20 protein-coding genes are annotated in these 19,710 nt (G+C 45.4%); 7 read left to right on the forward strand and 13 right to left on the reverse strand.

What is annotated here, in order from left to right; genetic code table 11:
• Positions 1–112 precede the first annotated feature (112 nt).
• A complete protein-coding gene (locus tag FFR00_RS19795; protein ID WP_137675148.1) occupies positions 113–946 on the forward strand; it encodes an ABC transporter substrate-binding protein in 834 nt (277 codons plus the stop codon).
• A 51-nt stretch (positions 947–997) separates the two neighbouring features.
• Here FFR00_RS19795 and FFR00_RS19800 read toward each other — a convergent pair whose 3' ends face one another.
• Positions 998–1,885, reverse strand: a complete 888-nt coding sequence (locus tag FFR00_RS19800; RefSeq protein ID WP_137675149.1) for an AraC family transcriptional regulator — start codon at positions 1,883–1,885, stop codon at positions 998–1,000.
• A gap of 106 nt (positions 1,886–1,991) precedes the next feature.
• Between FFR00_RS19800 and FFR00_RS19805 the strand changes: the two genes are divergently transcribed.
• The 4 genes from FFR00_RS19805 (at position 1,992) to FFR00_RS19820 (ending at position 5,767) form a co-directional block, all read left to right on the forward strand.
• Positions 1,992–3,182, forward strand: coding sequence for a sugar MFS transporter (locus FFR00_RS19805; protein WP_137675150.1), 1,191 nt, complete (start codon positions 1,992–1,994; stop codon positions 3,180–3,182).
• A gap of 51 nt (positions 3,183–3,233) precedes the next feature.
• Positions 3,234–3,758 (forward strand): phosphoribosyltransferase, encoded by a 525-nt coding sequence (locus FFR00_RS19810; RefSeq protein ID WP_137675151.1) that lies wholly within the window; start codon positions 3,234–3,236, stop codon positions 3,756–3,758.
• Positions 3,759–4,392: 634 nt separating this feature from the next.
• Entirely contained in the window at positions 4,393–4,743 is a 351-nt protein-coding gene (locus FFR00_RS19815) for a putative quinol monooxygenase (RefSeq protein WP_137675152.1), read from the forward strand.
• Between the two features lie 478 nt (positions 4,744–5,221).
• Positions 5,222–5,767, forward strand: a complete 546-nt coding sequence (locus tag FFR00_RS19820; protein WP_137675153.1) for a carboxymuconolactone decarboxylase family protein — start codon at positions 5,222–5,224, stop codon at positions 5,765–5,767.
• A gap of 157 nt (positions 5,768–5,924) precedes the next feature.
• On the opposite strand, the gene FFR00_RS19825 is transcribed toward FFR00_RS19820, so the two are convergent.
• A complete protein-coding gene (locus tag FFR00_RS19825; protein ID WP_137675154.1) occupies positions 5,925–6,278 on the reverse strand; it encodes a HopJ type III effector protein in 354 nt (117 codons plus the stop codon).
• Positions 6,279–6,356: 78 nt separating this feature from the next.
• Positions 6,357–7,277 carry a DMT family transporter gene (locus tag FFR00_RS19830; protein WP_137675155.1) on the reverse strand — a complete coding sequence of 307 codons (921 nt, stop codon included), beginning with the start codon at positions 7,275–7,277 and terminating at the stop codon, positions 6,357–6,359.
• Positions 7,278–7,387: 110 nt separating this feature from the next.
• Between FFR00_RS19830 and FFR00_RS19835 the strand changes: the two genes are divergently transcribed.
• Positions 7,388–8,296 carry a LysR family transcriptional regulator gene (locus FFR00_RS19835; protein ID WP_137675156.1) on the forward strand — a complete coding sequence of 303 codons (909 nt, stop codon included), beginning with the start codon at positions 7,388–7,390 and terminating at the stop codon, positions 8,294–8,296.
• 48 nt (positions 8,297–8,344) lie between these two features.
• Here FFR00_RS19835 and FFR00_RS19840 read toward each other — a convergent pair whose 3' ends face one another.
• Positions 8,345–9,076, reverse strand: coding sequence for a hypothetical protein (locus FFR00_RS19840; protein ID WP_137675157.1), 732 nt, complete (start codon positions 9,074–9,076; stop codon positions 8,345–8,347).
• 122 nt (positions 9,077–9,198) lie between these two features.
• Positions 9,199–9,690 carry a GNAT family N-acetyltransferase gene (locus FFR00_RS19845; protein ID WP_137675158.1) on the reverse strand — a complete coding sequence of 164 codons (492 nt, stop codon included), beginning with the start codon at positions 9,688–9,690 and terminating at the stop codon, positions 9,199–9,201.
• Positions 9,691–9,958: 268 nt separating this feature from the next.
• On the opposite strand from FFR00_RS19845, the gene FFR00_RS19850 reads away from it, so the two are divergent.
• A complete protein-coding gene (locus tag FFR00_RS19850) occupies positions 9,959–10,564 on the forward strand; it encodes a nitroreductase family protein (protein WP_137675159.1) in 606 nt (201 codons plus the stop codon).
• A gap of 68 nt (positions 10,565–10,632) precedes the next feature.
• On the opposite strand, the gene FFR00_RS19855 is transcribed toward FFR00_RS19850, so the two are convergent.
• The 8 genes from FFR00_RS19855 to FFR00_RS19890 all read right to left on the reverse strand — a co-directional run bounded on the left by FFR00_RS19855 (position 10,633) and on the right by FFR00_RS19890 (position 19,696).
• Positions 10,633–11,859: a urate hydroxylase PuuD gene (locus tag FFR00_RS19855; RefSeq protein WP_137675160.1), complete on the reverse strand. Its 1,227-nt coding sequence runs from the start codon at positions 11,857–11,859 to the stop codon at positions 10,633–10,635.
• Positions 11,840–13,165, reverse strand: a complete 1,326-nt coding sequence (guaD, locus tag FFR00_RS19860) for a guanine deaminase (RefSeq protein ID WP_137675161.1) — start codon at positions 13,163–13,165, stop codon at positions 11,840–11,842. The genes FFR00_RS19855 and guaD overlap by 20 nt, the downstream gene beginning before the upstream one ends.
• 1 nt (position 13,166) lies before the next feature.
• A complete protein-coding gene (gene uraH, locus FFR00_RS19865; protein ID WP_137675162.1) occupies positions 13,167–13,493 on the reverse strand; it encodes a hydroxyisourate hydrolase in 327 nt (108 codons plus the stop codon).
• Positions 13,490–14,011: a 2-oxo-4-hydroxy-4-carboxy-5-ureidoimidazoline decarboxylase gene (uraD, locus tag FFR00_RS19870; RefSeq protein ID WP_137675163.1), complete on the reverse strand. Its 522-nt coding sequence runs from the start codon at positions 14,009–14,011 to the stop codon at positions 13,490–13,492. Before uraD ends, uraH begins: the two co-directional genes overlap by 4 nt.
• On the reverse strand, positions 14,001–14,909 hold the full coding sequence (gene xdhC, locus FFR00_RS19875) for a xanthine dehydrogenase accessory protein XdhC (RefSeq protein ID WP_137675164.1): 909 nt from the start codon (positions 14,907–14,909) through the stop codon (positions 14,001–14,003). The genes uraD and xdhC overlap by 11 nt, the downstream gene beginning before the upstream one ends.
• Entirely contained in the window at positions 14,902–17,265 is a 2,364-nt protein-coding gene (gene xdhB / locus FFR00_RS19880) for a xanthine dehydrogenase molybdopterin binding subunit (RefSeq protein WP_137675165.1), read from the reverse strand. The genes xdhC and xdhB overlap by 8 nt, the downstream gene beginning before the upstream one ends.
• Entirely contained in the window at positions 17,258–18,673 is a 1,416-nt protein-coding gene (gene xdhA / locus FFR00_RS19885) for a xanthine dehydrogenase small subunit (protein ID WP_137675166.1), read from the reverse strand. Before xdhA ends, xdhB begins: the two co-directional genes overlap by 8 nt.
• 63 nt (positions 18,674–18,736) lie before the next feature.
• Positions 18,737–19,696 (reverse strand): isopenicillin N synthase family oxygenase, encoded by a 960-nt coding sequence (locus FFR00_RS19890; protein ID WP_137675167.1) that lies wholly within the window; start codon positions 19,694–19,696, stop codon positions 18,737–18,739.
• Positions 19,697–19,710: the final 14 nt, after the last annotated feature.

Genomic DNA, 19,710 nt, shown 5'->3' on the forward strand with positions numbered 1-19,710 from the left:
ACGAGAGTGGATATCTTAATTTGTGCGTTGCCTCATAAGCCCAGTGCTATTGAGTTGCGAACTTAATGTTAGTGGCTAGGCTTATTACAGCGCTCACATAAAAAGGATCTCTATGCGATTGTTTGAAGGATTGAAACGCCCCGCATTAAGTATTGCTATTACCGCTTGTTTATCTTTTCCGGCCCTTGCCGAACTCTCTATCTGTAACCGACTTACGGTAACTGGCAATGCCGAATACCCACCAATATTGTGGCGCGACCAAAACAACCCTGGTCAGCTAACAGGCTTAGCCATAGAGCTGTTAGAGCTAGCATTAATGGATACTGGTATTACAGTTGACGCTAAAGATCGCGGCGTATGGGCTCGCGCCTTACAAGAAGCAAAACATGGCGAAGTAGACATGTTAGCCGGCGCGTTTTTAACCGAAGAGCGGCAAGCTTACATGGATTACATTGTGCCGCAGTTTAGTGATGTACCCAGTGTGGTTTGGACAAAAAAAGGTAAAGAGTTTGATTACCAAAAATGGGAAGACTTATTAGAGCTGCGAGGCGGTACGCTAATAAATAACAGCTTTGGCCAAGACTTTGACAGCTATTCGAAAAAGAATTTAGCCATTCTTACCAGCGCCACAGCTGAACGTTCGTTCGCTATGTTATTGGCAGAGCGTTTTGATTATGTGCTGTACGAGCTTTATCAAGGCTTAGCCATTTTGGAATCTGCGGGGCTAAAAGGCCAGGTGACTCCCTTAGAAAGCCCTATTTCAGTAGAAGGGCTCTATTTTACTTTTTCAAAAAAATCAGGCTGTAATAGCGAGGCCTTGCGCCGGCATTTAAGTGAGCGGGTAGCCCAGCTATCGGAGTTTGGTACCTTTGAACGTTTGTTTGATAAACACATGCAAGAGTGGCTTAAGCAGCAGCAACACCAAGGGGTTACCCCAGAAAATTAATTTAAGAATGGTTGGTTGTTTGTGAAAAATGGCACAGCACAGTACTACTCGTTATTCACGACGAAACTGCTTAGGTGTTTTCCCATAGGCCTGCTTAAAGCGTTTAGCAAAATAGGCGGGGCAATTAAAGCCTACATTATGCGCGACTTCAGTAATTGGGCGGCTAGATTCAATTAACTGGTTAGCCGCTTGTTGTAAGCGGTAGTGCAGCAAGTATTGATTAGGGCTGCTTTTTAACGCGCTGCTAAACAAACGATAACACTCACTTTCACTAATATTGGCGGCCTTGCTCATGGCGGCTGTAGATAAACTGTCGCGATAATGCTGGTGGATAAATCCCAATAAAGCTTGAATTCTACCTTGTTGAACCGATGATACCTGCGAGCTCGCCAAAATGCCTGGCTGATTTTCGCAAAATAGCTGCCAAAACCTCATTAGGTGTAAGCTTACCGCCAGCTCATAAGTAGCGTTTTTCTGTTGGCTGGCAGCAAAGGCCCGCTCTAACTCTTTAATGGCACGGCTTTGCCAAGGACTATTGGCAGAGAATTTATAATAGGGTAATTCACTATTGGTTATCACCGGGTACACATAGTGCTTATATACGCGGCTATTTTTAGCGCCGCCAATTAACTGTGGGGCTAATACAAAGTTTAAAATTCGGCAATCTTGCTCGCCAATTTGAGTCATTTTGTGCAAGGTGCCAGCATTGACAAACACCGCATCACCAACCGTTAATGGGGTACTTCCACCAACACATTCCAGCAGTGTGCTGCCGGTAACAACTTGTACTAGTTCTATTTCATCGTGCCAATGCCAAGGTACTTCACCACCAATAAACTCAGAAAATTTTTCGTCATAAAATGCGCAGGGGAAATCATCGAAACCATGATGGGTTAACTCGCGGCCTTCGGCATTGGTTTGAATGTTGTAGATTTGCATTTCATAACAATTTGGGAGCTTTGTTATAGTTTAAGAGAGTATTTAGCTACTAAGCAATAGTTATTGGGAGTATCGTTTTCATAAAACCACTCCAGAGCCCTGTTTGATGTTACTACTTACCATAATCTACTTAGCCTTTATCAGTTTAGGCTTACCCGACTCATTGCTGGGCTCGTCTTGGCCGATTATGAGTGGCGATCTTAACTCAAATCTGGAGTTTGCTGGGGTCATCGCCATTGTAGTGAGCGCAGGTACGGTGATATCAAGCTTACTATCTAGCCGAGTTACCCATCACTTTGGTACAGGCAAAGTGGTGGCGGTAAGTGTATTGATGACCGCCATCGCGCTTTATGGCTTTAGTTATGCTGATAATGTTTGGCTACTAGTATTACTGGCAGTGCCGTTGGGCTTAGGCGCTGGCGCGGTAGATGCCGCTTTAAACAACTTTGTCGCGCTTAACTACAAAGCCAAACATATGAATTACCTACACTCTTTTTGGGGAGTAGGGGCCACCGCTGGGCCACTATTTATGGCCATGTACTTGAGCCAACAACAGGGCTGGCGAGAGGGTTACACCACCATTTCTTACAGTCAGTTTGCTTTGGTGGCAGTGCTTCTACTAGCTCTCCCTTTATGGAAAAAAGCCTCCAGTGAAGCATTAAGAGCTGGTGGCGAGCCGCAAGCTTTAATCAGCAATAGCACTGCCTTAAAGATCAAAGGCGTGAAACTACAGCTACTCACTTTTTTCTGTTATTGCTCTTTAGAGGCGGGTACGGGTTTGTGGGCGGCCAGTTACTTAATTACCGAAAAGGGCGTGAGTGCATCGGTTGCCGCATTTTGGACAGCTATGTACTTTTTAGGTATCACCCTAGGGCGCTTTTTCTGTGGCTTTATTGCCGAGCGTATTACAGAAGACAAACTGATTCGAGTGGGCGTAATCACTATTTTTGTGGGCGTAGTTTTGTTACTTGCACCTATTTCACCGCTAGTCTCTAAATTGGGGCTAATTTTGATTGGCCTAGGCTGCGCGCCTATTTACCCCAATACTATTCACCTCACGCCAGTGCGTTTTGGAAAACAAGCCTCACAGGCCATTATTGGTTTGTCTATGGCCTGTGCTTATGTGGGGACTACTTTAATGCCACCATTGATTGGTGTGATTGCTGGTTCAACATCGTTTATCGCGCTGCCAATAGCCTTGTCTATCTTTAGTGGCGTTATGTTGTTTAGCACCGAACGGCTAAAGCAGTGGCCGCAAACTAATCTACTTCAGCATGCTGAAGTGCCAGCAAAGTAAGCTCAAAAAAAGTCGAATAGTAACGACAAATAACAGTGAAAAGGTAGTGATATGAGTAATAAACACATTGGTGAGTTAGTGCTAAGCCAGCGCCAAATCCAGCAGGGCGTAAGCAAAGTAGCAGAGCAACTTAATCAAAAATACCAAGGCGAGAGTGCAGTTATTATTAGCGTAGTACCGGGTGGCGTATTGTTTACTGCAGATCTCGTGCGAGAATTAAGCTTTGATATTGGCATGGATACCATCTCTTGCCCGCATACGCCGGGCGACAGCAATAACAACTCCACCATTGTATTCCATCAAAATATCACGCTTGAGAACCAGCATGTGATTGTGGTTGATGACGCCATCGAGTCGGGCGGCACCATGAAGCGCTTGGTGACTTATTTAAGTGAGTCTTACGCGCTCAAATCCATCAGTATCGCCACCCTGTTTGTAAAGCCGGGGCGAGTGGATATTTCTGTACCTCAGCACTACGCCTATGAAATGCCAAACAACGACATGTTAATCGGCTACGGACTACCGTGGAATAACCTCCACCGCAATATTCCCTACCTTTCGAAGCTGGTTAAATAGGCCGTATTTTAGCCACTTTATAAGGCATTCGACCAAGAGGGCATAATTGGTGCGTGACGAGATCAATACCTCGCACTTTGGCACTTGAGTTGAATATTTTTTGACTTTAAAGTCAGTAGAATATGATTACTTGTTCTTTAGCGAATCGTTATCAATAGGAGTGGCCTAGTGACAAGGATGGTCAAGAGTTTTTATTTTCGGGTAATGATCCTTATCGTACTGTATACCGCTAATGCGTTGTTCGGTGATGAAGGTTCATTTCAAAGTAGTCTAGAAACAGTATCTATCACATATTGGGTCGCCATTGGCTATTTAGCTTACTTTGGACTGTATGTGTTAACTCTTAAGTGCAATGATTGTGGAGAGCCTGTTATTTACAAATCAGTAAATCCCTCTGGTTGGCAGTTGCCCACTAACTGTTGTAGTGAATGTGGCAAAGGTTTTGACTGAGAATAAAATAGGTCTGAATTTGTCTAATCAAACCACTCTGGCTTAAGGCTGTGTACTAAGCCTTCTATAGCAAAGCTTGGCTTGACCGATCTAAAGTATCCTCACTATTTAAGCTCGTTTTACTCTGTTAGTTTCTTCTACAATTATTTACTATTTCCCTAAACCTTAAAAGAAAGAGAATTTTATGACAAGCCGTGTATATGTATTAGCTCAGTTCAAACCAAAAGCAGGAAAGGAAGCTGAGTTATTTGAGGTGCTTAAAGCACTTGAGCCAGATTCTTATCGCGAGAAAGGCTGTATTCAGTACATGCTAACGCGACAAATTGACCATCCAAGCGCTACTAGAAACGAGTACCCAATTGTATTTAACGAAGTTTGGGATAGCCCGGAATCTTGGGCTGCGCATGGTCGTAGAAAACAAGTACAACACTTTTTCGAAACGCAGGTTCAGGCAGAAACTGGCTTAGTGGAAGATGCAATGGTTACCGCCTATTCCGATGAAGGCTATAACTATGATGCGCCTATTTACGAGTAAAGCGTTTAAATGTTAGCTGACCAACAAGGGCAGAATTACTGTTTATTAAGTGACTCTGTCCTTGTTTTATTTTAGAAAGGAGGGCAAGCAGTGAGTAGGTATCGCTCAATCATAAACTCAGGCCCTTCTGGTGCTTAAAACGAGCAAAGCCCATGGCCTTAGTACCACTAACACGCCATTAATTTGGGCGAAAACGCCTAAGCATTTAGCCAACCATAATACTTAAGCTCCTATTTTTTTCACTACACGTTCTAGCCGTTTCATTTTATCTTATTTCCTTAATTACTTTTTATTATTAGCTGCTTACGCTTAACAATTGTTAATTGTCTTAATTTTTCTCGAAAAAATTTTGAACGAGTGTTCAGGATTGTCTTGAATGATCGTTCATGGTTGTTTATAGATCTTCTATCGCAACGGGGCAGAGCAGTTAAATCACCTCGTGACTAAGTTCATAATGGTTATTAGATAGGTAAAAATAATGAGCAACTTTACAATCCACACTGTAGAAACCGCACCTGAAGCAAGCAAAGCGTTGGCTGAGAAATCACTAAAAACCAATGGCATGTTGCCAAACCTACACGCGATAATGGCCGAAGCACCAGGCTTGTTAGAAGGCTACCAAGTGCTGCATAAACTGTTTATGGAGTCATCATTTAACGCCGAAGAACTAACGGTGGTGTGGCAAACCTTTAACGTTGAGCACGAGTGTGGCTATTGTGTACCTGCGCATACTGGAATTGCCCATATGATGAAAGTTGACCCTGTATTAACCGAAGCATTGCGCGAGCGCCAAGTGATGCCAACTGAAAAGTTACAAGTGTTACGCGACACGGCACTAGCAATGACGCGTAGCCGCGGTAACTTGACCAAGCAACAAATGGCAGCATTTTTTGCAGCCGGGTATACTCAGCGCCAGATGTTAGAGATTGTTTTAGGTTTAGCGCAAAAAGTAATGAGCAACTACACTAACCACCTTGCTGAAACGCCAATAGACAAACCATTCCAAAAGTTTTCTTGGAAATAAAACGTAGAGCACTAGCTTGCTAAGGCTCAGCGGGAGTTAAAGGGTATGTGAAGGGTTAAGTTTTGTGATTAACACACCGTAATTCGTTGAAAATGCGGATTGAAGCAGAGACAGATTTTGTGTATTAAAAAAGCCGCTCATGCGGCTTTTTTGGTGTTTATACTTTTTTACTTAAGGCTGGCTGAGAGAATGAAATCCCGTTCCACCCATTTTTTATAAACTGACGAATGTTTTGATGATCTTCACCTTGAGGGGTATCCAGTACATCTTGGTAGTACTGGCCAAATAAGGCGAGAGTTTGCTGCTTACTTAAGGCTTGTAGCTGGGCAAAAGCAAACACTTTACATGAACCTGAGTTTTCTCCTGCGGCATTATTTTGTTCACCATTAGTAAACGCGCTCGGAGTAAAACTGTAGTTAGCCTCAATAATAGCCATGCTATCTTCAAAGCGAATTTGATCTGGATCTTGGGTGAGGATTTCTATGAAACTTGTGGTATCAGCTTGAGCCATAGTGTACTTCCTGTAGCGTTTGCAAAAACTACGCACACCTTATTTGAGAAGCACAGTATTGGTCAACAAAAATAGCGCTTATCTAGGCTCGTTTTGGATTAATAACATTGCTATCAAAATGAACGCTGCACCTGGTAAGGTTTGCCAATCTAGTTGTTCTATACCCATTAAAACGGTGAGTAAAATAACAAATAGTGGGGTTAAGTAGCTGTAAGCTGCCACCTTAGTTGGCCCTAATTTTAAGGTGCCAATTTGTAATAAAAAGAAGGTGATAAGAGTGGTAAACAAGGCCAGATAACTAATGCCCGCATATACCCTAAATGTAACACTGCTCCAATCTATTTGGCTAAAGCTGGGTAACGCTAATACCAATAACCAAACGGCACCAAACAAGATAACCCAAAAGGTCATTAGCTCTTGGCGCTCGCCACGATAGCATTTTTTCATTAAGGGGTTATAAACACTTAAGCTTAAGCAACCCACCAAAAACAACAGGTCGCCACTGTTCAGCTGTAAGTTAACCAGAGCGCTAATTTGGCCGCGAAATACAATCCATAAAGCGCCTACAGTACCTATTAATAAGCCCAGTTGGCGACGCTTACTTATTGCTTGGTGATTGATTAAGTAACTAGCGAGCGCTGTCATTGCTGGCAAGGTGGTATAAAGTGCGCCAGTGTTAATGGCGCTGGTATGACGCAACGCTTCGAACATACACCAAAAAAATATCACCAAGGGAATGCTAAGTAAGGCATAGCCGAACAAGGCGCGCAGTGGCGGTAGTGCCCAGCCGTTTTTCGCTATTACATAAGGGGCGAACAATAGGGCGGCCATTAAAAAACGCAGAAACATCATCACCACTGGTGGAAGGGCATAAGTAATAGCTGAGCCCACGGGAAACGAGCTAGCCACGAATGCCACCATGATGAGCATTAAGCCGTGGGTGCCTTTGTTGGTGTTTATTAATGAGTTTGCTGGCGCTAAGTGCTGGCTGTTGATCATTGTGAATATCTCATTTAAGGAAGCAGCGCCAGTTTAATCGTAATCGTATTGACTGATAATTCCCTAAATTTGATAATAACTGTTGAGTTTAAGTTGACAGTGGTGAAGCTATGGATGGGTTTTCGGCAATTCCTGTGTTTGTTGCAGTGGTAGAAAGCGGCGGCTTTTCGCCTGCGGCGCGCAGTTTGGGTATTTCTAAATCGGCGGTGAGCAAGCGGGTAAACCAGTTAGAACAACACCTTGGCGTAAAGTTGCTACATCGAACGACCCGTAAACTCAGTTTAACCGAGGCGGGAAAACACTATTTTGAGCATGCTGCTAAAGCGCATAATGCCGCTAAAGATGCCGAAGACGCAGTGGCGCAATTACAAGGGGAGCCGCAAGGCTTGCTGCGTATAAACACGCCTATGTCTTTTGGTCGTTTGCATATAGCCCCGTTAATCGCCGAGTTTTTAACGCGTTATCCCAAAATCAGCATTGATATGATGATGGACGACAAGGTCAATGATTTAGTCGCCGAGGGCTTTGATCTTGCTATTCGCGCTGGCGACTTGCCCGATTCATCGCTTATTGTACGCAAATTAGCACCGCTAAATAGTGTATTGTGCGCCTCGCCAGCCTACCTAGAATTACATGGCTCTCCCACGCAAATAGAGCAGTTAAGCCAGCATAATTGCTTACAGTTTAGTTATTCGCAAGATGTGAAAGAGTGGACGTTTATGCGTGACGGACAATCACAATCAATAGAGGTAAAAGGCAATTATCGAGTCAATAACAGTGAAGCCTTGCGTGATGCCATGCTGCAGGGATTAGGCATTGGCCGATTGCCTACCTTTGTTGCTGGGCCAGATATTAAAGCCGGCCGTTTAGTGACATTGTTAGATGAATTTAAAATGCCCAACAAAACCATTCATGCGGTATTTGCCGAACGCCAATATTTACCAGCAAAGGTGAGGGCGTTTATAGATTTTGCTGTGGAGTACTTAGCGGCAGATCAGCCTTATTGGGAGCTGGAGTAAACAAAAGCTAATTGTTTACTCCAGCTTGTTTATCGTTTCGGTCATAAACTAACCATCGTTGTTATCATCTGCAGCGATGGCCTTATCTAACCAAGTTTGGGCATGTTTAATTGGGCCTTGAATCCCTTTGAGTGGTGCGTCGGGACGATCAGCCTGTACCTTGGAGTGATTGTTGAGCTTAAGCAGCACTTGCTGGGCGTACGCTAAGGTTTGTTGGTCTGGCATCGGTGTTACGCCATCACGAATACACGCAATGAGCGTGCGGTGTAGGCCGCTGGTTAAAGTCCAAATGGTGTTTAGTCTAAATCCGCCAAGTTCTTTGTTACTAGCGAGTTCATCCAAAAAACGGATTAGCTCTGGAAGCAGGGCCACAGGGCGTTTTTCTCTAATGCTTACAGCGGCTACATAGAGCTCTTCCGCTGAGGATTTAAGGCTGAGATAGTCAGCTAAAGTATCAGTTTCTGATAGATTACGGGCTTCAGCTTTAATGGCTTGCCTCGCATGAGCGAGTTGGCCAACAGGGGCATTAGGATCAAATCTTTGTAGAATGTCGTCAAACTGGCGGCGATCGTTTTCCATTTCCGATTCCAATTCAACTATTCTTTCTTTACCTTTTTCTAGATCTTCTTTTAGGGCTTGCAGCTCTAATTCAAACTGACCAAACTTTAGCTTGGTTATGCGCTTGCGAAGTTCGGGTTGAGTGACGACATAAATAATTGCTGCCAACACCATTAATTCCCAAAGAGAGATGTTACCCAAAAACCTGCTAATAATGTCCATGTTAAGCCTAGCTATAAACCAGAACCCTCTATTAGTAGACTGTAGCTATTCATTAACAAAAAAGAAAACAAGGTTGTTATTTAAGATCGGACGGTGTGAGAGAGTTAGGCGATAGATAGGCTCTATATGGCTCGCCACTTAGGGTTAAGAATGGCCCAGCGTTCGTGGTCTTTCCAGCCTTTACCGCCAATGTTTAAGTAGCTTTTAGATAAGCCTTCTTTCACAAACCCTGCTTTAGCCACTAACGATATCGAGGCTTTGTTACCGGGCTGAATATTGGCTTCTAAGCGGTGTAAATTTAACTCTTCAAAGGCGTAGTTTAGTAATAGGCGAATACCTGCTTTCATATAGCCATTGGCCTGGTGAGGGTGGAACACTTCGTAGCTAAGATAAGCTGACTGAAAATGACCCCGAATGATTGCCGAGATATTAAAAGTACCAACGATCTCGCCAGTTTCAGCTAAACACACTAATTGGCGGTGTTCCTCTTCCAAATAAGCGCGCACGTTTTTAGGCGGGTAGCTCCAAGGGCGATGAAAAATCTCGCTGTTTTGGTAACACTCGCTGAGTTCCTCTAAATCAGCGCGCTCTGGCTGTCTTAAATATACGTTCAATGTTCTTGCCTTTTTTACACCTAGCTTGTTGAAAAAACGATGAAAGCCTCATTATCTTAGCTGATGTTTTGGGCTTAAACATTACTGATACATCTCTTTTTTGAAGAAATAAGCGTGCGGTCTATTTATTGATAAGTGCATAGTAAAGACAGGTAAACTGTAAACTTGAGCTCAACAGTATCTTTACTATTTTCCGTATTATCACCAAATATGAAACAGATTAAGCTGAACAGGAATTGATTAACTTTCTTCAGCTTATGGAGCCACCATGGAACTGTTTACTGCCATACAACAACGCCGCGCCGTTAAACACTTTGATACAAATGCAGCAATGGAGCCGCAACACTTCACCCAAATGATGGAGGCGGTGCTATTGTCTCCTACCTCTTACAATATCCAGCATTGGCGCTTTGTTCGAATTACCGATGTCGGTATGCGAGAGCAAGTTAAGCAAGCTGCTTGGGGGCAAGCGCAGGTGAGTGAGGCGGCTGAGCTGATTATACTGTGTGCCGATACTCAAGCTTGGGCTAATAGCCCAGAGCGCTATTGGTCTGCTGTTGATGCTAAAACCCAAAGCTTGCTGGTGGGAATGTTAGGTAACTTTTACCAAGGTAAAGCAGAGTTGCAACGTGATGAAGCGATGCGCTCTTGCGGCATGGCTGCACAAACGTTAATGCTAGCGGCGAAGGGTTTGGGTTACGACAGTTGCCCAATGATTGGCTTTGATGCTGAGCAACTGGCCGAGTTGATAAAGCTTCCATCAGACCATGTCATCGGCATGATTATCGCGGTAGGAAAAGCGGCTAAACCTGCCGGTATTCGTGGAGGTCAATTAGCTATGAGTGAAGTGCTTAAGCAAAATAGTTTTGCTTAGCGAGATGAGTTACAGCTAAAACGCATTGCCAGCGTAAGCTAGTAATGCGTTTAATGTTTTAGCGTTTTTTACGGTTGGGCTAACAGTTGCTGTAGGCTTTGACGCTCACTCTCGGTGATTTGGGTTTTGTTTAAAAACGGCATGTCTTTGGTGACTACTGAACGCTCAATGATTCGAACACGCCAACGCTCTATATCCTGCCAAGTATCGAGATTCACCCCGCCAGGTGCGGCGCTAAAGGTGTCGTCGGTAGGCATACGACTATGGCAAGTGGCACAGCGTTGTTGAACAATACTCATTACTTGGCGCTGTTGCTCGCTCATCGAGCTTTCACCTTCAACACTGATCTCGGTGCTAGCACTAGCTAGAGCCTGCGCATTTGATTTAGCCTGACTCCAGCTCAAAAACACCGCCAGTAACAGTAAACCTGTAGCGCCGCTGACAATAATGGCAGGTTTGTGAACGCCTTGATGTTTTAAGTTAAAGAAGTGGCGGATCCAAGCACTTAAACCAATTAAGGCACACAGTATTAACCAGCTGTGGCTATGTTGGTAAATCATTGGGTAATGATTGCTAATCATCAAAAAAATCACCGGCAGGGTGAGGTAGTTATTGTGCACCGAGCGGCGTTTAGCTTCTAAACCCGGAGCGGGGTCTACGGTTTCGCCTGCGCTAACTTGTGCCACCATTTGCTTTTGGCCGGGAATAATTTTAATCCAAACGTTGGCCACCATAATAGTGCCAATTAGCGCACCCATATGAATAAATGCCCCTCGGCCGCTAAATACTTGAGTGAAGCCATAACAAAATAGCGCGCCAATGATTACCAAGCTCAAGCTAAGCAGCAGAGGTTTGTTGGTAATGGGTGAACGTAATAGCCCTTCGTATAGGGCAAAACCTAATGTAATACCGCCCACTCCTAAGGCAATGGCTTGAGTGGTGCTTAATGCCATTATTTGTGGGTCGATTAAGTAGGCGTCGGCCCGTAAATAATAAATCCAAAACAGCAGCAAGGTGCCGCTTATCCAAGTGCTATAGGCTTCCCATTTAAACCAATGCAGTTTCTCAGGCATTTTCTCTGGGCCGACTTGGTATTTGGCAACTTCGTAAAAGCCTCCGCCATGCACTGCCCATAAGTCGCCTTTAATGCCTTTTTGTTTTTTCCAATCTGGTGGTGTCTTTAGGTTGTTGTCTAACCAAACAAAATAAAAGCTCGCACCTATCCAGGCGATGCCTGCAATAACATGAAACCATTTAATAAATAGTGCTAACCATTCATACAGCTGTGGCCACATAGTGTTGTCCTTTTTTATAAACTTGCTTACCTGCTACATAGGTGGCGTTAATCACGCGGTCGTCACCTAAGGTGCTAATGGCAAATAACTGTTCACTTAAACCGCGCGCTTTATTTAAGCGCTGGCTAAGCATTGGCGTGGGCTGCATATCAAGTTCAACAAAGTCCGCTTCGCTGCCCACATTTAAATTGCCTACTTGGGTGTCTATGCCCATAGCAACGGCTGCGCCTTGAGTACACAAATACAAGGAATCGAAAGGGCTTAGGCTAGTTTGTTGTAGCTGGCAAACCTTGTAGGCATCGGCTTGATTAGCAAACATGCTAAGGCTAGTACCGCCGCCAACATCGCTGGCGAGGGCGACCAAAACCCCGTTGGCTTGGGCACGCTGATAGTTAAATAATCCGCTGCCTAAAAACAGGTTTGATGAAGGGCAAAAATTGATGGTAGCGCCAGATGCGGCCAAAGCGATGTATTCTCTATCAGTGAGATGGATACCATGTCCAAATAGCGACTTTTCTCTAACTAAATTATGGGCTTCGTACACTGCCAAGTAGTCGGAGTAATCAGGGAATAGCTCGTTAATCCATTGCACTTCGTTAGGGTTTTCAGACAAGTGAGTTTGAATAAATGTGTCTGGATGTTCATTGGCTAATTGACCAGCCTTAGCCAGTTGAGCTTCACTAGAAGTGGGCGCAAACCGTGGAGTAATGGCGTACAACTGACGACCATTTTTATGCCATTGCTCAATCAATTGTTTGCTCTCGTAATAGCCACTATCTGGAGTATCTTGCAGCGCGGCGGGGCAGTTTCTGTCCATTAATACTTTGCCGCAAATCATGCGCGCATTATGGCTTTGGGCTGCCTCAAAAAAGCTAGTGACGGATTGCGGGTGAACCGTGGCATACACGCTGGCAGTGGTGGTGCCATGAGCAAATAGTTGTTGTAAGAAAAACTCAGCTTGGCCGCGGGCGTATGCGGCCTCAATAAACTGTTGTTCCGCGGGAAAGGTGTAGGTATTTAGCCAATCTAATAGTTGCTTGCCAAAACTGGCAATCACTTCAACTTGGGGATAATGCACATGGCTATCAATTAAGCCCGGAATGATTAAGCCTTGATGCTCAACAATCGACAGTCGTTCGATAACGGTGTTTTCAGCATCGAAGAATTCTTTGGCACCGCCAAGGTGAGCGATAAGACCGTTTTCAACAACTAATACGCCGTCTTCCCAGTATTGATAGTTCTCACTGGGGTTCAGACTGGCTTGAGGAAAATGCAATATGCTGCCGCGATGAATCTGTCGCGTCATATTAACTGCCTCGATACGTTGAGTAGCTAAAGCCACTTAATAGCAGGGGAATGTGGTAATGGGCTTGGCTTTCATCGCTGTTAAACACCACATCGGCTAAGGGAAAGAAGCACTGTTTAAAGTGTTCATTACAGTAGTCTTCGGTGATAAAACGCAGGCAGTAACAATCGGCGTCTAACTGTAATTCGGCAAAGCTAAATCGGCCGTCTTGATTAGTGACGCCTTTAGCTAAACTCTGGGTTTCGCCAAATCGGAAAATTTCTACGGGAATGCCAGCCGCAGGCTGGCCACAACTGGTATCTAGTACATGGCAGCTCAATGTGCTCAAAATAAGTTCTCCATTCTAAGAAGGCTGATTTGCTGCTGTTGCTTGGCAGCAGTGATTAATTCTTGTTGGCGACTTTGGCCATAACGTTGCTGTAATAAGTGCAGCATTTGGTCAGCTGACTTACCGCTAGCGCACACGATGAAAATGAAGCCGTAACGGCGTAGGTAATCTTGATTTAGTTTAAGTAGTGCGTGTAGGGTAGTTTGTTGAGCATCGGCCACTTGGGCTTGTTCAGCTTGGCTTAAGTCTTTGCCTTGGCTGTATTTTTTGTGCAGGCTGCTTAAATCACCAATCATCGGGTGACCCGCAAAGGCCTCTAACCAGTCCTGCTCAGTTAGCTGACTAAAGGCTTGAATGGCCATTTGATAACAATGCTCGGGTGATTGAAAAGGGCGTAAACTGGCCAGCTGTTGCTGCCACGTTTTACTGGTGCAAATGCTGGCCATTTGGCTAACAAACTGGCTAAGCGGCAAGTTGTTTAACTCACTTAGCGTTTGTTGCACTTGGTTATTGCTCATTGCTTTCTCTGGCCAGTTGTTTGCGCAGAGAGTTAACCGTTTGCCACTGTTGTTTATGTTGGTTTCTTTTAGTGTCGTTTAAGATTGGCTGATCAGCGTTTGAGTGATCGTTATGCAATAGGCTGATCAGTTGGGCACTCACCGACACGGCTACTTGCATTGGTAATTTACCTTGCACTTCAGGTAAGCCAATAGGGCAAACCAATTGTTCACTAAGTTCTGGCTTAGCGAGTTTTTCTGCTAGTCGGTATTTAAATCGCTGGGCTTTGGTGGCCGAACCAATCACGCCGACAAAGTGTAAATCTTGGCGCGTTAGTGCGGCCAAACTCAGTTCAAAATCTAAACTATGGTCTTGGCTTATAATCAGCACATTACTGGCTGGTTTTAGTTCGCTAATGGTTTGCACTGGCTCTGGATGATAGTGGGTGTTCACACCTAATTTGGCGATTGAGTCCAACCAGTCTTGTCGATTATCAATCACCTCTAGGCTAAACGGCAGTTGTGACAGTATTTGGCACAGTGCATGGCTAACATGGCCTGCGCCATAAATGGTGATATGTGCTTGTTTAACCGCGAAATATTCAAACAGTACTTGCACCGCACCACCGCAACATTGGGCTAAATCGGCCGCTAATGAAAAGCGTTCTATTTGAGTACCGTTTTGGCCGCGTTGCAGATGATCACGGGCGTGCTTGATCACCTGATATTCTAGATTTCCACCACCTAGGGTATCGAATTGCTGCTGTTGGCTAATCACCATTTTTGCACCATTCGCACGGGGAGTAGAACCCGCTTCGGCAATAACAGTAGCAATGCAATAAGCCTGTTGTTGCTCCTTCAAATAGCCACACGCGTCTAACCAATTGTGAGGCTGTAAACTCTGATTCCAGTTATGCATCTTGTGCCTCCAAGAAATCAAATTGGCGTTGGCAGGCCATAAGTATTCGCTCGCCAGTGGCGGGAGCATCTAACTGCGGTGCGAGCTGATGTTGGCTAATCGACGCAACCGCATCATAAATGGCGCACCAGGCGCTAATGGCTAACATAAAGGGGGGTTCGCCCACCGCCTTTGAGCGGTAGATGCTGTGCTCGGGGTTCATTTGGTCAAACAAACTAATGTTCATTTGTTTGGGGTAATCGCCAATAGTGGGGATTTTGTAGTTAGCTGGGCTTTGACTTAGCAGGCGACCTTGCTCATTCCAAACTAATTCTTCAGTAGTTAGCCAACCTACACCTTGAATAAACGCGCCTTCAATTTGGCCAATATCAATGGCAGGATTAAGGCTAGCGCCCACATCATGCAAAATATCGACTCGGTCTAGGCTCATTTCTCCGGTAAGAGTATCTATGCTTACTTCGCTGCAAGCAGCGCCTAAGGAAAAGTAGTAAAACGGTCGGCCTTCGGCTTGCTCACGGTTGTACCAAATCTTCGGTGTTTTATAGAAGCCAGTGGCAGAGAGAGGCACCCGATGCATGTACGCTTGCTGCACCAGTTCACCCCAGCTAATAGTATTTTCACCTAAGGTAACTTGGCCATTTTCAAATTGAATTTGCTCTTCGCTGACTTGGTAGTGGCTTTGCGCAAAATCTAACAAACGTTGCTTAATGTCTGCGGCCGCCAAATGCGCTGCCATGCCGTTTAGGTCACTGCCCGAAGACGCTGCGGTAGGCGAGGTATTCGGTACTTTGTCGGTACGCGTGGATTTGATGAGCACGTAGTCAAAAGGAATACCAAGAGTTTGCGCCACAATTTGCTGCACCTTGGTATGTAAACCTTGGCCCATTTCAGTACCGCCATGGTTTAGCTGAACACTGCCGTCGGTATACACGTTAATTAATGCACCCGCTTGGTTAAGGTGTTTGGCAGTAAAAGAAATGCCAAACTTAACTGGGCTTAGCGCCAGCCCTTTTTTAATGGTGGGATTACTGTGGTTCCATTGGTTTATTTGTTGGCGCCGCTTACGGTAGTCGGCATTTTGTTCAAGTTGTTTGAGCAAGTTACACATGTCTTGGTGTTGCTCAACGGGCATGCCGTAATGGGTGGTGGCATTGCCTGCGTGGTAAAGGTTTTTGTAGCGAACATCTAAGGGGTCTTGGCCGGTAGCAATGGCAATGTCTTGCATGGCTTGCTCGATAAGCATCATGCCTTGAGGGCCACCAAAACCACGAAAAGCAGTGTGCGATACTGTGTCGGTTTTAAGGCGATTACCCACTACTTCTGCCTGACTTAGGCTGTAGGCGTTGTCACTATGGAACATCGCTCGGTCAACAATGGCGTCAGACAAATCTGGCGAGTGACCACATAGCCCGTTTACTTCTAGCTTGGCACTTTCAATCACACCGTCACGGCTTACACCTAGTTGATAGCGATTGTAAAAGGGATGGCGTTTACCGGTTACCGCCATATCTACGCTGCGTGGTAAACGAATTTTTACTGGCTTACCGGTTTGCCAAGCCGCGAGGCTAGCCAAGCATGCCCATTGGGCGGCTTGGGTTTCTTTGCCGCCAAAGCCGCCACCCATTCGGCGCATATCTACCGTGACCCGATGAAAGGCAATATTGAGCACTTCGGCAATCAGTTTTTGTACTTCGCTAGGATGCTGTGAAGAGGTATACAGTAAAATGCCGTCTTCGCTTGGCATCGCTAGGCTTACTTGTCCTTCTAAATAGAAGTGCTCTTGCCCGCCGATGTGTTGCTCGCCGCTGAGCACAAGTTCGCTTTGCTTAAGTGTGTCTTGGCTTACCGCTTTGCCCATTCGATGAGCAGGGCGAACAAAGGGAGTTGGGTTGCTGGCTTGTTTAGCTTGCGCAGCGTTCAATATGGGTTCAACTTGAGATTGATATTGCACTACATCTTGGCTAGCTTGTGCTGCAACTTGCCAGGCTCGCTGGTGGCTATGGCAGAGTACTAGCGCAATCGGTTGCTGGTGATAGCGAATTTCCTGCTCACTGAGCAGAGGGTCACCTGGGAATATTGGCCCAATATCTTGATGACCGGGAATATCGTCGTAGCGAATAACCGCTACCACATCGGGATTATCGTGCAGTGCGTCAAGTTGTTGCTCACTCACACAACCTTTGGCTATTTGGCTGGTAACGACTGCGGCGTGTAAACACCCTGCGGGCAGGTTTTGGTCGTCTACAAACACGGCCTCGCCAGCCACTTGTTTTGCCGCGCTTTCGTGAGGGACAGATTGGCCTACAATCTCGCTAACATCCACTTGATGTAATTGCTGAGTTGTTAGTTTACGCATGGGCAGCTAACCTCGTTGGCAATTGGTGGCAGTACAAATAAAAGCGCTTGAGCAAGTTTTGCACTAGCATCACTCGATAAGCAGCGCTGGCTCTTACATCGTCAATCGGCTTGATAAATTGCGGCACCAACGCTTGTAGCTGTTTAAGCTTTTTGGGGGTAAAGGTTTCGCCTAACAAACAGTTTTCTAACTCAGTTAAACGCACTGACTTTGCGGCTACGCCACCGGCAGAAATCACGCAGTGGCTTACCAGCTTATTGCTGTCGTATTTGAGCGCTACGGCTAATACCACCGTGGCAATATCATCTTCATAACGCTTACTAACTTTGTAGATTTGATGCTGAATGTCGGGGTCTAAATCGGGCAAGTGAATTGCACTAATCCATTGCTCTGGCTTTAAGCGCGTTTCACGGTAACCTGTGATGTAATCTTCTGGAGCATATAGTTCGGTGCTGTAGCCATCATCTAATTCGATTTTTCCGTTCAAACTGATTAATAGCGGTGCTATATCGCCAATGGGTGAGGCGTTACCCAAACTGCCGCCTAAGGTGGCGCGGTGACGAATGGTGATACTGCCTAATCGTGCAAAAATCTCATCGGTAGTGGGGTAGTGTTGCTGCATAAAAGCATGAACGTCACTTAAGGGTACGGCGGCGCCTATCCGCCAGCCACCGTCAAGTCGTTCGATTTTGCTTAACTCTGGTAGGGCGGTGAGATCGATGATCTTGGGAATGCGCTGATGCAGTTGAGTAACTTCTAAGGCTAAATCCGTGCCGCCGCCAATCCATTTAGCGTCGGGGTGTTGCTGGCGAATTTCGGCAAGCTCTTGGCGGTTACTAGGTTGCCAATAGTTCACGCTATTTAATGGTTCGCATTTGCCCATCCAGTGCTTTACGGTGTCTTCATTTTGTTGGATATGGTCATTAGTGGCGGGCGCTGCTGCAACTTGTTGGGCAGCTTCTATTAAGGGGCCGTAACCGGTGCAGCGGCAAAGGTTACCTGCTAGGTAGTCTTCGGGATGTTCAGGTTGTTGCTCTTGGCGTGATAAGGCATATAAAGACATTACAAAGCCGGGAGTACAAAATCCGCATTGGCTGCCGTGTTTATCTACTACCGCTTGTTGAACTGGGTGTAATTGCTGGCCTTGCTTTAAATACTCTACAGTGATGATTTGTTTGCCATGCAAAGAATGTAGCGGAGTGATACAGCTATTAATTTGCTGGTAGCTTAATTTACCTTGAGCGGTCTTGCTCACCATTACCACGGTACACGCGCCACAATCGCCACTGGCGCAGCCTTCTTTGGTGCCGACTAAGCTGCGTTGTTCACGCAAAAAATTCAGCAGCATGGTGTCTGCCGCTTGCTGACTGAGCGCTATCGCTTGGTCGTTAATCATTAGCTGTAACATACTGCTCCTACCTTTGTTACAAACTTAAAGTTGTCTACTCGGTCAACTTTAAGGTGAAAATTTTTAGTTACTTGTTGTCTCATTGCGATATGCGTAGGTATCTGCGAAGCGCGATAATATCCACTCGCCGGCGCTAACTTCTGAGTACTTCGATGTTTCTCCCTCGGCTAAACAAGAGGCTAAGGTATTTACTGGTGTGTCAAAATCTGGCTCTACAAAAAAAGGCATAGAGAAGCGGGTCGCTTGCTTGTTAGGGCTGGTGACCCGATGTGGCGTAGATTTGTACTTACCATTTGTCCAACGCTGCATTAAATCACCGATATTGACGACAAAACTGTTTGTTACTGGTGTGGCATCTAACCAATTGCCGTTTCTATCCTGCACTTGCAAGCCCCCAATGTGATCTTGATAAAGCAAGGTGATGCAACCGTAGTCGGTATGTGCGCCAGCACCATTGCTGCTATTTTTTTGTGGTGGGTAATGAATCAGCCGCAACACACTAATCGGGCAGCTAAAGTTTTTACTAAAAAAGTTTTCCGCTTGGCCTAAAGCAATAGCCATTGCCTGTAGTATTTTGAGTCCAACCTGTAGGGTGAGTTCGTAATGCTGCTGCATTAGCTGAGCAAAGCCGTCAAGATTGGGATACTGGTTGGGCCCGTACAGCAGAGAACATTTGGCCACTTGCGGGTGATAGGGGCTTAAATCCAAGGCCATATCATAGGTTTCTTTAAAATCTTTCGGCCCTGCGGGGTCTAATTGCTCGGCGCTAACTTGGCCCCAACCTCGGTGATTAACTGAGCGTTGTATATCGATTTTGCTTTTTTCATCTTCGCTTAAGGCAAAAAACTGGGCGGCCATGCTTTGCACTGCTGCAAATTGCTCTGGTGGAATACCATGACCGGTCACGTAAAAAAAACCTTTGTCTCTACAAGCTGCATCTATCGCGTCCACCACTTCTTGCCAACATTGGCTGTCTGCTTGGTTTAGTGCGGCAATGTCAATAATAGGTAAGGCTAAGGTCATGCTTGTATCTCTTA

Origin of the sequence: Agarivorans sp. Toyoura001 (genome assembly GCF_005405585.1) — a bacterium.
Taxonomy (GTDB): Bacteria; Pseudomonadota; Gammaproteobacteria; order Enterobacterales; family Celerinatantimonadaceae; genus Agarivorans.

Coding starts and splice junctions, on each gene's coding strand:
- uraD (WP_137675163.1), bottom strand. CDS start 14,011: ATGAGCAATAACCAAGTGCAACAAACGCTAAGTGAGTTAAACAACTTG.
- FFR00_RS19810 (WP_137675151.1), top strand. CDS start 3,234: ATGAGTAATAAACACATTGGTGAGTTAGTGCTAAGCCAGCGCCAAATC.
- FFR00_RS19820 (WP_137675153.1), top strand. CDS start 5,222: ATGAGCAACTTTACAATCCACACTGTAGAAACCGCACCTGAAGCAAGC.
- FFR00_RS19795 (WP_137675148.1), top strand. CDS start 113: ATGCGATTGTTTGAAGGATTGAAACGCCCCGCATTAAGTATTGCTATT.
- FFR00_RS19830 (WP_137675155.1), bottom strand. CDS start 7,277: ATGATCAACAGCCAGCACTTAGCGCCAGCAAACTCATTAATAAACACC.
- FFR00_RS19835 (WP_137675156.1), top strand. CDS start 7,388: ATGGATGGGTTTTCGGCAATTCCTGTGTTTGTTGCAGTGGTAGAAAGC.
- xdhC (WP_137675164.1), bottom strand. CDS start 14,909: ATGCATAACTGGAATCAGAGTTTACAGCCTCACAATTGGTTAGACGCG.
- xdhB (WP_137675165.1), bottom strand. CDS start 17,265: ATGCGTAAACTAACAACTCAGCAATTACATCAAGTGGATGTTAGCGAG.
- FFR00_RS19890 (WP_137675167.1), bottom strand. CDS start 19,696: ATGACCTTAGCCTTACCTATTATTGACATTGCCGCACTAAACCAAGCA.
- FFR00_RS19800 (WP_137675149.1), bottom strand. CDS start 1,885: ATGCAAATCTACAACATTCAAACCAATGCCGAAGGCCGCGAGTTAACC.
- FFR00_RS19805 (WP_137675150.1), top strand. CDS start 1,992: ATGTTACTACTTACCATAATCTACTTAGCCTTTATCAGTTTAGGCTTA.
- FFR00_RS19850 (WP_137675159.1), top strand. CDS start 9,959: ATGGAACTGTTTACTGCCATACAACAACGCCGCGCCGTTAAACACTTT.
- FFR00_RS19855 (WP_137675160.1), bottom strand. CDS start 11,859: ATGTGGCCACAGCTGTATGAATGGTTAGCACTATTTATTAAATGGTTT.
- FFR00_RS19815 (WP_137675152.1), top strand. CDS start 4,393: ATGACAAGCCGTGTATATGTATTAGCTCAGTTCAAACCAAAAGCAGGA.
- xdhA (WP_137675166.1), bottom strand. CDS start 18,673: ATGTTACAGCTAATGATTAACGACCAAGCGATAGCGCTCAGTCAGCAA.
- FFR00_RS19840 (WP_137675157.1), bottom strand. CDS start 9,076: ATGGACATTATTAGCAGGTTTTTGGGTAACATCTCTCTTTGGGAATTA.
- FFR00_RS19825 (WP_137675154.1), bottom strand. CDS start 6,278: ATGGCTCAAGCTGATACCACAAGTTTCATAGAAATCCTCACCCAAGAT.
- guaD (WP_137675161.1), bottom strand. CDS start 13,165: ATGACGCGACAGATTCATCGCGGCAGCATATTGCATTTTCCTCAAGCC.